This window comes from Thiothrix sp. (genome assembly GCF_028714775.1).
Lineage (GTDB): Bacteria > Pseudomonadota > Gammaproteobacteria > Thiotrichales > Thiotrichaceae > Thiothrix.
Genome location: NZ_JAQTLS010000008.1, coordinates 154,656 through 167,534 on the forward strand (window position 1 = coordinate 154,656; position 12,879 = coordinate 167,534).

Here is a 12,879-nt window from a genome sequence, read left to right on the forward strand (position 1 = left end):
TTACTCCTTCAATCTTTAATCGTGGTGGATGTAGTTTCTCAGCCTGAAATGCCGATGCTCCTCTGTCGAGTCATCAACCCCACGGGTATGTACAGTGGCATTGTAAGGAACATCCTTATGTTCAAGGCGGTCACTGTCCAGCCAACGGGCAAACATGCGGATTTGGTCGATATTCCATAAAACACCTGCCGGGACATTCCCTGCTGACACTTCCATCAATACCTGTGGGGAAATGATGGGTTGTGGCAAGGTCTCCATGATTTTTGCGTCGAAGGGCAGTAACTCATACGTCAACAATTCATAAAGTGTTGGCTCATACTTGGTGGGCGGTTCTTTCCCGTAGTATTTTTTATAGCCTTTATTGAGGACAGGTAGGATCAGTTTCTGGAAAAAGGGTGCGTACTTTGTTTTAAGGTAGGTTTGTTGAGCCTTGCTCATCATGGGCAAGATGTGGTCGTCAAAATAGATAGTGTTAGGAAAGTCTGCAATTGCTTTCATCGTGTTATCCTCTCGCTGTAACTCAAAGAGGATAGTACATGAATGAAAAATTGGCAGTGCCGTTAGTCAGGAATAACCCTAGTTTTTATCAGAAGCGTTCATCGGCGCAGCAATGAATATCCCAACAATCCCATACCGCTTATACCCATTCCCCAGCTCAACAGCGAAATTCCCAATGCTGCCGGAAGCAGTGCCGAGCTGGCAGTTAATGTCGCGGTAATCAGTAACGCACCGCCGACAATTGCCAGCCGGTTGCTGCGTTGGGAATACTGCATTTCCTTACGTAAGGTTTCCAGTTGCTGCGATTCCCACTGCATTTTGAGCTTTTGTTGGGCAGTTTGCTGCATGATGTCGTGCAGCAGGTTGGGCATGTACGGCAAGTTTTCCAGAAACTTCGGCAGGTTGACTTTCGCGCCATTGATCAGCGCCCGCACGCCGACTTGCTCATCCATCCAGCGTTCGATGAACGGTTTGGCGGTTGACCACAAATCCAAATCGGGGTAAAGCTGGCGTCCTAGCCCTTCGATGTTCAGTAGGGTCTTTTGCAGCAGCACCAATTGCGGTTGCACTTCCATATTGAAACGCCGCGCAGTTTGGAATAGCCGCAGCAGGAAATGCCCGAAGGAAATGTCCTTGATCGGCAGGTTTAGGATCGGCTCACACACCGAGCGGATGGCGGATTCAAATTCATCCACGCGGGTAGCAGGCGGAACCCAACCGGATTCGACGTGCAATTCCGCGACCCGTTTGTAATCGCGGTTGAAAAAAGCGTAAAAGTTTTCCGCCAGATAACGCTTATCGGCGGGGGCAAGCGTACCAACGATGCCGAAATCCACCGCCATGTATTGCGGTTCATTGGGGTTCTTGGCATTGACGAAAATATTGCCGGGATGCATGTCGGCATGGAAGAAATTGTGGCGGAACACTTGAGTGAAAAACACTTCCACACCCAATTCGCCCAGCCGTTTGAAATTAACGCCGAGTGCCTGTAAGCGAGGGATGTCGCCGACCGGAATGCCGTAAATGCGCTCCATCACCATCACGTTGGGGTGGGTGTAATCCCAGTAAATTTCCGGCACATACAGGGTGGTTGTCCCCTCGAAATTGCGCCGTATTTGGCTGGCATTGGCGGCTTCACGCACCAGATCAAGTTCGTCGAAAATGGTTTTTTCGTATTCGGCGACCACCTCGACCGGGCGCAAGCGGCGGGCATCCTTCCAGTAACGCTGCACCAAACTGGCGATCAGGTACATCAACTCCACGTCTTTGCGGATGGTTTTTTCGATGCCGGGGCGCAGCACTTTGACCACTACTTCCTTGCCGTTCCACAATTGTGCGGCGTGGACTTGGGCGATGGAAGCTGAGGCCATCGGTTCGGTTTCAAACTGTTTGAACACTTCCGTGACGGGTTTGCCGTAAGCCTTTTCCACCATATTGCGGGCTTCGATGCCACAGAAAGGCGGAACCCGGTCTTGCAGTTTGGTCAATTCATCCGCGATGTCATCCGCCAGTAGGTCGCGGCGAGTGGAAAGCATTTGCCCGAACTTGATGAAAATCGGCCCCAAATCTTCCAGCGCACGGCGGATGCGCACACCGCGTGGGCGGGTTTCCTGTTTGCCCCAATTCCACGGCGACAGGTGGTAAATGAAGGCAATTGGGCGCAGGAAGGGGATGGTGAAGACGAGCTCATCCAGACCGTGGCGGATAAAGACACGGTTGATTGTCCACAGGCGTAGCAGGCGGGTGAAGGGTTTCATGCACTTAAAGCCAAACAGTCAGGGTGAAAGCCGGGCAGTTTACCACATCAAATCGTCCGGGATTTTGTAATCCGCGTAAGGATCGTCTTCTTCCGCCACTTGTTGGGTGCTGCCGGTGTTTTGCACCAGAATGCAAGCGGCATCACGTTGGGCGATTTTCTCGGCAATTTGTTTGGGCACGAGTTCGTAACCGTCACCGAATTTGACCAGCGCAATCACGCCGTAAGCAAGTTGGTCTTGCAGCTTGTCGGTAACGTAGATGTTTTTAATCTTGCTGCCGTCAGCGAATTGGTAGGAAAGGTTGCCGTGCTTGCGGTCGATGCGGTTCATGCTGATCAGTTGCTTGATCTGCGCTTGGATGGCTTTTTGCTCAGCTTGCTCGCGTTGGATGCGGTTCAGCTCTTTGGAGCGTTCGGCCTTTTCTTGCAAGGCTTTTTTCGCCAGCAGTTTGGTTTCGTCCACGATGACTTCACCACTTTTTTTGGCCTGTTTCTGCGCCTTGGCGGTTTTCTGATGGGCTTGCTTGCGCTGTTCCTGTTCGGCTTTTTGTGCCTTGGACTGGTCGATCAGGCCAGCCTTGAGGAGTTGGTCTTTGAGTGACATGAAAGTATCCGTCATGTCTCCAAAATGGAAACGTTAGTAAGGAATGGGTTAATGATGGTCATGTTACCGATTTGTTGCCCGTGTTGCATGTCTTCGCTCAAGATGTAGGTGCAATCCTGAACCTGCGCAGCCGACAGGATCAGCGAATCCCACCACGAAAAGCCGTAGCGTTCCTGAATCAACCACGCATTTTCGATGACCGTGCTATCGACTGCAATAGGGTTCCACAGTAACAGGCTGCGAATATCCGCTTGTGCTTCGGGACGGGGCAGTCCCGGTTTGAGCCGTTGCGTTACGGTGACGTAAAACTCATTCAGGGTTTGGAAGCTAATCCTGCCCGAACGGTTTTGCCATAAAATGCTGAGCCAATCGAGTGCAATAGCTTGTTTGGCTTCTTCCGATTTATCCCGTGAGTAAACCAGAATATTGGTGTCAACGAATGTCCTAACGCTCATAGAGCGATTCCCGGCCGGGGTAACGTTCGGCTTTGGGCTTCAATGCCTTGGGTGTACGCGCAAGGAATTGTTGCATGGCTGCTTGGTAGCCATTTTCTTCCCGCATTCTGTTGCGCAATAGGTTGCCCAGCAATTGTGAGATACTGGTGTTCTGCTTGGCAGCCCAAACGCGAACCCATTGGGCGACTTCATCTTCGAGTGAAACCGTTACATTTTTCATAACACAAACTCCGTGCTACACGAATTTAGTGTTAATTGTAGCGTGATTGGCCTGAGTGGGGTAGCGCTATATTCTGTTTGTGGCATGGTGCGTATACTGATGCTGCTATCTGTTTGCGAGACTGATTTATGAGCGAACTATTACCATCAGCGCCTTTACTGGCAGCTTTTCCTGGCCGCCAGTTTCCTACTCGCTATCACGCCCGACCCCGGCGTTTTCTACATCGTTATCCGCAGTCTTACCCAAGGCCGCCGTTGCGGTCTCGCTTCGGTTGCAGGTGTGGCACTGGGTAATCTTGGCAATGCCATCGGTGCGTCCATCGGATTGGCGGCATTGTTTGCGGTGTCGTCACTGGCTTTTACCCTCATCAAATATGCTGGGGCAGCCTATCTGGCGTATCTCGGCATTCAGGTCTTGCGTGCGCCCAGTGAACCGCTACCCGGTAGCGTGCCTGAGCCTGCAAAGTGGGGGCGGATTTTCCGCGATGGTTTTATCGTGGCGCTGTTTAACCCGAAAACCACGGTCTTTTTCGCTGCTTTCCTGCCGCAATTCATGGAGGTTGGGGCAGCCTCCACGCAGGGAATAATGTTGAGCATTTTGTTTGTTGTCATTGCTGGCGTGACCGATAGCGCCTACGCTCTTGCTGCTGGTACGGTTGCGCCGCTGTTGGGGCAGGGCATAGGAATCCGGCGGTTTGGGCGTTACCTCAGTGGCAGTGCCTTCATTGGACTAGGAATTTTCACGGCTTTTGCTGGAGCGCGTACCACCCAGTAAGATGACCAGAACGGAACCAACGAGGAGCAGATATGAACCCCAGAATCAGCATGATCACCTTGGGCGTGCGCGATATGGTGAAAGCGGTCACTTTTTATCGTGATGGGTTGGGTTTTCCGCAGATGGAATCACCGCCGTCTGTAGCGTTTTTTACCCTCAATGGCAGTTGGTTGGGGCTGTATGGGCATGACGAACTGGCGGAAGATGCCAGCGTTTCTGCCGCAGGCAGCGGTTTCAAGGGTTTTGCGCTTGCCCATAATGTTGCTTCGGAAACGGAAGTCGATCAGGTATTGGCGCAAGCGGTTGCCGCAGGCGCGACCCTGACCAAACCCGCGCAGAAAACCTTTTGGGGCGGCTATTCCGGTTATTTTCAAGACCCGGATGGGCATTTGTGGGAAGTTGCCCATAACCCGTTTTTCTGGGTGGGGCCTGCGGATAAATAAGTATCATCAGCAATGTAGGAAGACGGTTATATGCAACAAGAAGACATACGTTACGTGCCGATCTGGTCGGGTTGGGTACGTTTGACCCACTGGCTGATGGCGTTGGGGGTGCTGTTCCAGATCATGAGTGCGTGGGCGATCCAACTCGGTAGCAGTGATTACGAATTCTGGCGTGATTGGCACATGATCAGCGGGCAATTGCTATTGCTGGCGGTAGTCGGGCGTGTAATTTTGATGTTCATACTGCCGGGTACGGGTAGTTGGCGGGCATTTCTGCCTGACCGGGTGCAAGGGGAGGGCGTGTTGCAGATGCTGCGTTTTTACTTCAGTTTTGCGCGTTTTTCATTGCCCAATTGGTTTGCGCACAACCCATTCTGGCGGCAACTTTACCCGCTGATATTGTTGGTGCTGATTGGCTGTGGCATCAGCGGGCTGGTGTATAACGCGCCGTATACCTTTGCGGGCGTGGTGATGCATCAATGGCACAGCGTGTTGGCGGAGGTCATTGTCTTTTTCAGCGTGGCGCATGTGCTGGCGGCCTTTTTGCATGATTTGAAAGGCAAAGGTGCGGCGATTTCCGGGATGATCAGCGGTTTCCGTTATTTCCATGTGCCTGCCGCTGCCAAGAAGCCGGAACAGGCCAGCCCGTTCAAGGGCAGTACGCCGCCTGTTTATGTGTCGGTGGACAGCATCAAGCGGCGTGAACCATGACCCCCATCCCGCTTTCCCTCTACATCCACATCCCGTGGTGTATCCGCAAATGCCCGTATTGTGATTTCAATTCCCACGCTGCCCCCAGCGGCTTGCCGGAAAAGCAGTATGTGCAAGCCTTACTCGCCGACTTTGCCAGCGAATTGCCATCCATTTGGGGGCGCAAACTGGAATCCATCTTCATCGGTGGCGGTACGCCCAGCTTGTTTTCGGCGGAAAGTATTGATGAATTGCTGTGTGGAATCCGTGCGCTGTTGCCGTTCCGCCCCAACATTGAAGTGACGATGGAAGCCAACCCCGGCACGTTTGAGCAGGAAAAATTCAAGGGTTTCCGTGAGGCCGGGATCAACCGCTTGTCGGTCGGCATCCAGAGTTTCAGTGACACGCAATTGCAGGCATTGGGGCGGGTACACAACCGCGATGAGGCATTACGTGCGGCGGAAATTGCCCGCACTGCCGGGTTCGATAATTTCAACCTTGACCTGATGTTTGGCTTGCCCAACCAGACCTTGGAAGAGGCGATGCAGGACTTGCAACAAGCGATTGCCCTGCAACCCACGCACCTGTCGTGGTATCAATTGACCCTCGAACCCAACACGCTGTTCTACCAACAACCGCCAATGTTGCCCGATGATGATCTAGTCGCAGAAATTCAGTTTTCTGGGCAACATTTAATCAATGCGTCGTGTTACACTCAATATGAAGTTTCCGCCTATGCCAGACCGGGTTTCCAATGTCGACATAACCGGAACTACTGGGAATTTGGTGATTACGTAGGCTTAGGTGCTGGCGCACATGGAAAAATAACGAACCCTTGCGATGCCACTATCACCCGCTATCACAAATACCGGCAACCGGCAGAATACATGCAGCAGGTAAGCCAAAGCAAAACCCGCAGCGGGGAACAAACCCTTACCCCGGCGGATTTGAGCTTTGAATTCATGTTGAATGCTTTGCGCTTGCGTGACGGTTTCCCACTGCCTTTGTTCACTGAACGTACCGGTCTGGCATCCCATCACCTCAAGGCGGGGCTGGATCAGGCATTGCGGCGTGGTTTGCTGGTAGTTGAGGGCGGGCATATCCGCGCAAGTGAAACCGGCTGGCAATTCCTGAATGAGGTTATACAACTCTTTTTGGAGGATTGATCATGTCGCAGGCGTTAACTTACACCAACATTACCTGCCCTTACTGCTATTCAAATTTCGCGACGGAAATCGACATTACCGCTGGCAGCCAAGACTATTACGAAGACTGTCAGGTGTGTTGTAACCCGATTGAGCTGTTCATCCACATTGATGCTGACGGGGAAATTACCCGGATTGATGTGAAACCGGGGAATAGTTGAGCAGTCATTGACCTTATCACCGTAGCGCCATGCAAGTTACGGTGTGTTAATGAATGATGACGTGCGGGGTGTGGATGTTGCCCCGTGCGTTAGCCAGCACATACAATGTCGCTAGGTATGTATTAGCGGTATAGTATGAAAATGAGATTTTCCCCTCCGACACTGATTGTGCTGGTCGCAGTATTTATTGCCGCTACGCACAATCAGGCGCTCTTCAAGTTACTCTCCGAACGTCTCGATGCGCTGTCATGGCAAGGTTTCGGCTATGCCGCGTTTGTCGGTATGCTGGTGACAACCTTGCTGAGTTGGTTGTTGCTGGTGGTTGCCCAACATTTTTGGCTGAAACCCACGTTGATGTTGGTATTGCTGGTGTCAGCGGTACTGAGCTATTTCACCCAGAGTCTTGGTGTCCTGTTTGATGTCGATATGATCCGTAATATGGCTGAAACGGTACGCGACAATAATCGGGCAGAGGCACAGGAGTTGATTTCTTGGCCGTTGATTAGCCATGTTTTGCTGTGGGGAGTGATGCCGGGGATTGTTGTTGTATTGTTCCCGCTAGCCAGTTCGGGCAGTTGGTGGCGCGGGGGGCTGCGGCGGCTTGCTTATGCAGTGGTGTTGTTTGCGGTAACAGCAGCTTTACTGCTGGTTAACTACAAATACGCCACGTATTTCTCGCGAGAGAATCGCGATGTGCGCAATTACGTGACCCCGCTGTTTGCTTTCAACTCTGTATATAAATATATCAATAGCTTAAGGGCGCAGGATAAGATGCAGTTTGTTGAGTTGGGAACTGACGCCAAGCAGCATAAAACGACGCCAGCACGTACTATTGGCATTATGGTGGTGGGTGAAACCGCCCGTGCAGACCATTTCTCGCTCAACGGCTACGGTAGGGATACCAATCCTTTGCTTGCTAAGGAAAAAATCACCAGCTTTAAGCAGGCCAACGCTTGCGGTACATCAACGGCTTTTTCAGTCCCCTGCATGTTTTCCTTTTTGGGACGGGAAAATTACAGCCCAGAAAAAGCGGGGGCAGAGTCTAATGTGCTGGATGTTTTACAGCGTGCAGGTGTGAAAGTCTTATGGCTCGACAATAATTCCAGTTGCAAAGGCGTGTGTGAGCGGGTTGAAAATATCAACCTAAGGGGTACGCCAGATGAGAAGCATGAATTTTACAGTGATGGTGGTTATTACGACGAGGCGATGCTAGATTATTTGGCGGATGCGGTCAAAAGTTCGCAGGATGTGCTAATCGTCTTGCATACCCTTGGCAGCCACGGGCCTACTTACCACAAACGTTTTCCTGCCGCCTTTGCCCAATTTAAGCCGTATTGCCAGCAAGATACGCCCCAAGCCTGTGGGGATCAGGAAGTGATCAACGCCTACGATAATACCTTGCTGTATACGGATTATGTGCTGGAACGGTTTATTACTTGGCTCAAGCAGCAAACCGCGCAGGATGACACTTTCCTGTTGTACGCATCTGATCATGGCGAGTCGTTAGGGGAAAACGGGGTTTACTTGCACGGTTTGCCGTATTTCATTGCGCCCGCCGCGCAGACGCATATCCCTATGTTGTTGTGGTTGTCGGACGGTTATTTACAACATAGCCCGACAGCGTGGTCAACCGCACAAGGGAAGGTTGACCAGCCATTATCCCACGACAATTTGTCTCACACGCTGTTAGGGATGTTTGGTGTGCAAACAACGCTTTATCAGTCGCAACTCGATTTATTGCGCTGAAGTTGGGGGCGTTGCTTGCTGTTTGATTGGAATCAACCAGCCGAATAAGCCGCCCAGCAACGATGAGCCAAGGATGAATAAATGCGCATTGACCGCGCCAATGGTGGCGGTATGCACATCCACAATCCGCGACAGTGGGGCAATAATCCCCGCCTCATAGGTGCCGAAACCACCGGGGGCGTGGATGGGCAATACGCTGGTCAGTTCCCCGCCGACCACGCTGGTCAGCAGCAAATTCCAGCTTGCGGCGGGTACAAACTGTTGCAGTAACCACGCAATCGTTACCAGCTTGACCAGCCAGTTTGCCCAAGTCATTGCCCAACTGCGCCAGAATTCACCCCAATTGTCCGGTAAGCCGTACATTGCCTGCTGCGCCAGTTCGCTGAATTTGCCGTCTTTGCCTGCAAACCAGATTTCAATGCGGTTGTGTAACAGGTAAGCAACGAGCGGCACCGTCATCCACAGCAATAGCAGCGGTGTTGCCAGCTTTTTCAACGGGGTAATCATCAGCAGTGGGAATACTGCAAACGTCAGGATCGCGTGCAAATCCAGCAAGCGGAACCACAGCAATGCCGACACCGAATGCGCGTAACTGACCCCGAAATAGCGTTTCATCAGCAGTGGGAAACTCGCTTCCCCGGTGCGGGCAGGCAGCAAATTATTCAGTGCGTTATGGATCAGCATTAGCCGCCAGGTTGCAAACCATTGCCCCGTCAGGTATTGCGGAAAATAGTCATACATCCGCCACGCCCGCAGCGCATAGCTCAACACCAGCAGTGCCAGCGCGATTAAACCTTGCGCCCAACTAAACTGTGCCCACGGTGCAAGAACCGTTTTCCAGCCAATCCAGTGCTCAACTGCGGCAATAAATAGCAATAGGACTAACCATGAAACGATCAGTCTCCAGCGTTGGCCTGATGTATTGTTCTGTTCTGTCATCCTTCACCTGCTTTACCGTATAATCCGTGCCAATTGTAGCCTAAGTGGGTCGTTACACATGACAAATTCTGTTGATACCGTCAGCATCATCGTGCCTTTTTACAACGAGGAAGGTAATGTTCTGCCGCTGGTGGAGCGCGTGAATGCGGCGTTGGCAGACTTTGCGCTGTCGTGGGAATTGGTGTTGGTTGATGATGGAAGTTCCGACCAAACCTTGAAGCGCCTCAACGAGGCAGCAAAAACGTTTGGTGCATACGTGCATGTGGTCGAGTTGCAGCGCAATTTCGGGCAAACTGCCGCTATGCAGGCGGGCATTGACCAAGCGCGTGGTTCGTTACTGGTCACGCTGGACGGGGATTTGCAAAATGACCCCGCCGATATTCCCGCCATGATTAAAGATTTGCAAGAGCGTGACCTTGACCTGTTGGTAGGTTGGCGTAAAAATCGCAAAGATACCTTGGTCATGCGCAAAATCCCTTCACGTATTGCCAATAAGTTGATCCGCAAAGTTACCGGCGTACACCTGCACGATTACGGTTGTAGCCTCAAGGTCTACCGCGCCTCGGTGATGAAACGGGTGCGTTTGTATGGCGAAATGCACCGCTTTATTCCCGCATGGGTCGCCACTGCCGTGCCGCCATCACGCATTGGGGAATGCGTGGTGAACCACAATGAACGCTTAAGCGGTGAATCCAAATACGGCATTTCGCGCACCTTTCGGGTGATTATCGACTTGTTGTTCATGTGGTTCTTCATGCGTTTCCGGGCGCGTCCGGGGCATTTGTTTGGCACGATGGGCTTGGCGTTTGGTTTGGCAGGTTCACTCATCTTGTCATGGTTGGGTGTCGATAAATTCTTGCTGGGTAATGACATTGGTGGTCGCCCTTTGTTGTTGGTTGGAGTAATGCTGGTGATAACCTCCATCCAGTTTCTGACCACCGGCATTATCGCAGAGATGCTGTCGCGGATTTATTTTGAATCGTCCAGCCGTAACGCTTACGTCATCCGTCCACCCCGCCATGAAGTGGATTCGCGGGCTTGGCATAAGGACGTTTAAATGCGTGTCAGTACGAGTTTGCGTTATTGGTTACTGCAAAGCGGTGACGGTTTCCTGTTGCCCTTGGTGGTGTTGGCATTTTTCTGGCAATTGGGTACACCTGCGCTGTTTGACCTTGATGAAGGTGCATTCAGTGCGGCAACGTGGGAAATGCTCCAGCGCGGTGATTTCATCACCACCTTCCTCAATGGCGAGCCGCGTTTTGATAAGCCGATCCTGATTTACTGGGCGCAAGCCCTGAGTGTGTGGCTGTTTGGCTTGCACGAATGGACATTACGCTTGCCCTCCGCATTGGCGGCGAGTACGTGGGTGATGGCAACCTATTATTTCGCCAAACCACGTTTGCCACACAGAAGTGCGCTGATGGCTGCGCTGATGGTGGCGACTTCCGCTGCTATCGTGTTGATTGGACGGGCAGCGACTGCCGATGCCTTGCTGAATATGCTGATTGTGTTAAGCCTGTTTGACATTTGGCGCTATTGGGAAAAACCGACGCGCATGGTGTTGTTCCGGGTGTTTTTCTGGTTGGGTTTGGGCTTTCTGTGCAAAGGCCCGGTTGCGGTTGCCATTCCTTTGGTTGTCAGTGGCTTTTTGTTTATCGGCACGGGGCAGTGGAAAAGCTGGTTGAAAACGGTTTTCAATCCCTACGGCCTAGTGGTCTTTCTGGCAGTGGCGTTGCCGTGGTATGTGTTGGAATATCAAGCGCAAGGGCAAGCATTCATCGACGGGTTTTTCTTTAAGCACAATGTCAGCCGTTTTTCCGACACGATGGAAGGGCATGGCGGGCATTGGTGGTATTACGCGCTGGTGTTGCCTTTTATTATTATGCCGTTTGCGGGTTTGTTGGGGCAATTGGCAAGGCGCGTGGGGAAGGAAACCGATATTTTCGAGCGATTTTTGTGGTTCTGGTTCTTGGCAGTGTTTGTGTTGTTTTCATTTTCAAACACCCAATTGCCACATTATTTGCTGTATGGCATCACGCCTTTGCTGCTGCTATTGGCGAAGCATTGTGGGGAAAACCCTAACCGTTGGTTGGCGGTAATGCCTGCGATTTTATTGGCAGGTGTGTTGTTGTTTTTACCGGAATTGCTGAGTAATGCAGTGGCGAAAAATCCTGAAGCCTATTTACAGGGTCTACTAGAACAGTCGCAAAAAGTGACAGGTATGTATTACCGTGTGGCGGCTGGAGTTTATTTGGCGGCATTGGTTCTGCTGTTGTTGTGGCCACGGGTACAAAACTTTTGGCGTTTGGTGGGTGTCGCCTTGTTACAAACCGTGTTCCTGACCAGTGTGTTGATTCCAGTCATCGCTTATACCCAGCAAACACCCGTAAAAGAAGCTGCACGCTTTGCACAGCGTTATTTAAGTGCCAACGATCAGCGGGTCGGGTCTACGGTGGTGATGGATGGGGTGAATATGCCCAGTTTCACCGTCTACCGAGAAGCGTTGACTCCGCGCCGTTCGCCTGAAGTGGGGGAATATGTCTTTTCTAAAGCTGGGGCATTACAACCAGTGGAAAATTATATGGTGGTATTTGAACAAGGCGGTATCGTGCTTGCCAGACGGATGTGGTGATTATGCGGGATATAACGGAAACGATAGGGGTGCTTGCCCTGCTATTGTTACTGATGGCGGCGGTGATTGCTGCGGCTGGGCTTAATACTGGACTGTTTTTGGAGATGCAGCCAGTGTTTGCCTTGTTGCCAGCGGCTTTTTGGGAAAATGTCACGGTATTGGGGGATGCGTTGGTGGCTCTGGCGTTGCTGGGAATGTTGGCATTCCGCTATCCGCAATTGCTTCCGGCAGGTTTGTTGGCAGGTTTGTTGGCTACGTTGATTACCCGCAGTTTAAAGCCGTTATTGGCGGTGGAACGTCCACTGTCAGTGTTGGGGGAACAGGTGCAGGTGATCGGTGTTGACCTACATAATTTCAGTTTCCCCTCGGGGCATACTACGGCAGTGTTTGTGTTAGCGGGGGTGTATGCACTGGTATTGCAACGTGAACGCATCACCGCGTTGTTGTTCTGTGGGGCGGCACTGGTAGGTTTAAGCCGGATTGCTGTCGGTGCGCATTGGCCGCTTGATGTCATTGCAGCAGCGGCAATTGGCTGGGGATGTGCGTGGGCAGGCTGGCGGCTGGCGGACTCGTGGCAATGGTCGCGGACGAGGCAGGGGCAACGGATATTGGCTGCTATCTTCCTGCTGTTTTCCTTGTTATTGTTTGAGTTGCAGACGGGCTATCCGCACGCATTCTGGTTGCAAATGGGGATAGCAACGTTGGCTACGTTTGCTTGCTTACTAACATTGTGGAAAAGCTGGCGTAACTGACATC

General features: G+C 51.9%; 15 protein-coding genes. 9 read left to right on the plus strand and 6 right to left on the minus strand.

What is annotated here, in order from left to right:
- Window positions 1-15: 15 nt before the first annotated feature.
- The 5 genes from PHE17_RS09430 to PHE17_RS09450 all read right to left on the minus strand — a co-directional run bounded on the left by PHE17_RS09430 (window position 16) and on the right by PHE17_RS09450 (window position 3,533).
- Window positions 16-498: a hypothetical protein gene (locus PHE17_RS09430; RefSeq protein WP_301015588.1), complete on the minus strand. Its 483-nt coding sequence runs from the start codon at window positions 496-498 to the stop codon at window positions 16-18.
- 98 nt (window positions 499-596) lie between these two features.
- Window positions 597-2,255 (minus strand): ubiquinone biosynthesis regulatory protein kinase UbiB, encoded by a 1,659-nt coding sequence (gene ubiB / locus PHE17_RS09435; protein WP_301015589.1) that lies wholly within the window; start codon window positions 2,253-2,255, stop codon window positions 597-599.
- A 39-nt stretch (window positions 2,256-2,294) separates the two neighbouring features.
- A complete protein-coding gene (locus tag PHE17_RS09440) occupies window positions 2,295-2,873 on the minus strand; it encodes a DUF2058 domain-containing protein (protein WP_301015590.1) in 579 nt (192 codons plus the stop codon).
- Window positions 2,870-3,313, minus strand: a complete 444-nt coding sequence (locus PHE17_RS09445) for a PIN domain-containing protein (RefSeq protein WP_301015591.1) — start codon at window positions 3,311-3,313, stop codon at window positions 2,870-2,872. The genes PHE17_RS09440 and PHE17_RS09445 overlap by 4 nt, the downstream gene beginning before the upstream one ends.
- On the minus strand, window positions 3,303-3,533 hold the full coding sequence (locus tag PHE17_RS09450) for a DUF6364 family protein (RefSeq protein WP_301015592.1): 231 nt from the start codon (window positions 3,531-3,533) through the stop codon (window positions 3,303-3,305). Before PHE17_RS09450 ends, PHE17_RS09445 begins: the two co-directional genes overlap by 11 nt.
- Window positions 3,534-3,728: 195 nt before the next feature.
- Between PHE17_RS09450 and PHE17_RS09455 the strand changes: the two genes are divergently transcribed.
- The 6 genes from PHE17_RS09455 to PHE17_RS09480 all read left to right on the plus strand — a co-directional run bounded on the left by PHE17_RS09455 (window position 3,729) and on the right by PHE17_RS09480 (window position 8,552).
- On the plus strand, window positions 3,729-4,307 hold the full coding sequence (locus tag PHE17_RS09455) for a LysE family translocator (RefSeq protein ID WP_301015636.1): 579 nt from the start codon (window positions 3,729-3,731) through the stop codon (window positions 4,305-4,307).
- Between the two features lie 32 nt (window positions 4,308-4,339).
- On the plus strand, window positions 4,340-4,750 hold the full coding sequence (locus tag PHE17_RS09460) for a VOC family protein (RefSeq protein WP_301015593.1): 411 nt from the start codon (window positions 4,340-4,342) through the stop codon (window positions 4,748-4,750).
- A gap of 30 nt (window positions 4,751-4,780) precedes the next feature.
- A complete protein-coding gene (locus tag PHE17_RS09465; RefSeq protein WP_301015594.1) occupies window positions 4,781-5,461 on the plus strand; it encodes a cytochrome b/b6 domain-containing protein in 681 nt (226 codons plus the stop codon).
- Window positions 5,458-6,606: a radical SAM family heme chaperone HemW gene (gene hemW / locus PHE17_RS09470; protein WP_301015595.1), complete on the plus strand. Its 1,149-nt coding sequence runs from the start codon at window positions 5,458-5,460 to the stop codon at window positions 6,604-6,606. The genes PHE17_RS09465 and hemW overlap by 4 nt, the downstream gene beginning before the upstream one ends.
- Before the next feature lie 2 nt (window positions 6,607-6,608).
- Window positions 6,609-6,806: a CPXCG motif-containing cysteine-rich protein gene (locus PHE17_RS09475; RefSeq protein WP_301015596.1), complete on the plus strand. Its 198-nt coding sequence runs from the start codon at window positions 6,609-6,611 to the stop codon at window positions 6,804-6,806.
- 135 nt (window positions 6,807-6,941) lie between these two features.
- Window positions 6,942-8,552, plus strand: a complete 1,611-nt coding sequence (locus PHE17_RS09480; protein WP_301015597.1) for a phosphoethanolamine--lipid A transferase — start codon at window positions 6,942-6,944, stop codon at window positions 8,550-8,552.
- On the opposite strand, the gene PHE17_RS09485 is transcribed toward PHE17_RS09480, so the two are convergent.
- Window positions 8,541-9,491: a lysylphosphatidylglycerol synthase transmembrane domain-containing protein gene (locus tag PHE17_RS09485; protein WP_301015598.1), complete on the minus strand. Its 951-nt coding sequence runs from the start codon at window positions 9,489-9,491 to the stop codon at window positions 8,541-8,543. The genes PHE17_RS09480 and PHE17_RS09485 overlap by 12 nt on opposite strands.
- 58 nt (window positions 9,492-9,549) lie before the next feature.
- Between PHE17_RS09485 and PHE17_RS09490 the strand changes: the two genes are divergently transcribed.
- From PHE17_RS09490 to PHE17_RS09500, 3 genes are read left to right on the plus strand one after another with little or no spacing between them, the layout of a single operon-like run.
- Window positions 9,550-10,548 carry a glycosyltransferase family 2 protein gene (locus PHE17_RS09490; RefSeq protein WP_301015599.1) on the plus strand — a complete coding sequence of 333 codons (999 nt, stop codon included), beginning with the start codon at window positions 9,550-9,552 and terminating at the stop codon, window positions 10,546-10,548.
- The gene (locus PHE17_RS09495; protein WP_301015600.1) at window positions 10,549-12,123 is read left to right on the plus strand and encodes a glycosyltransferase family 39 protein; all 1,575 of its coding nucleotides are present in this window, start codon (window positions 10,549-10,551) and stop codon (window positions 12,121-12,123) included.
- 2 nt (window positions 12,124-12,125) lie between these two features.
- Window positions 12,126-12,875, plus strand: a complete 750-nt coding sequence (locus tag PHE17_RS09500) for a phosphatase PAP2 family protein (RefSeq protein WP_301015601.1) — start codon at window positions 12,126-12,128, stop codon at window positions 12,873-12,875.
- Window positions 12,876-12,879: the final 4 nt, after the last annotated feature.